Raw genomic sequence first — 408 nt, 5'->3', positions numbered from 1 at the left:
CTCCAAAAAGCATCTGAGTCCAGCCGGCCAGATGCTTTTTGGAGTCTACGGTAATCGGTGGCTGGAGGACCAGCCGGCATATAAACGTTTTATCAATGAGTACTGGATCAGGCCTTCAGAGAGTGAAAAGGTGCATGGGGCGGAGAAGGTGGAGAATGGCTGTTACTGGTGAGGGCAGAGTCGTAAACAGAAGGCTTTCCGGAAAGGCAGAGGATGAATGAAGGGAAAACAGAGGATTAAGAACTATCTGAGCGGTTGTCCGATTTTATACCGTACAGTAAAAAGACTGTCGCTTTTGATCGGCACACCATCTCAAAAACAGATTGAGCGGATGGTATTCCGATATAACAGGAAGCGGTTCCGGAAGTACTCCGGATGCTTTAAAAAAAGCAGGGCGAGAGATCGGGC

1 protein-coding gene is annotated in these 408 nt (G+C 48.5%); it reads left to right on the top strand.

Going from position 1 to position 408, the window contains the following annotated elements:
• Positions 1-217 precede the first annotated feature (217 nt).
• The coding region (locus NE664_14875) for a hypothetical protein (GenBank protein ID MCQ4727919.1) at positions 218-408 on the top strand (191 nt) is incomplete at its 3' end.

The sequence above is a fragment of the Anaerotignum faecicola genome (genome assembly GCA_024460105.1).
Classification (GTDB): Bacteria; Bacillota; Clostridia; order Lachnospirales; family Anaerotignaceae; genus JANFXS01.
This window is presented reverse-complemented; position numbering and strand designations above follow the sequence as displayed.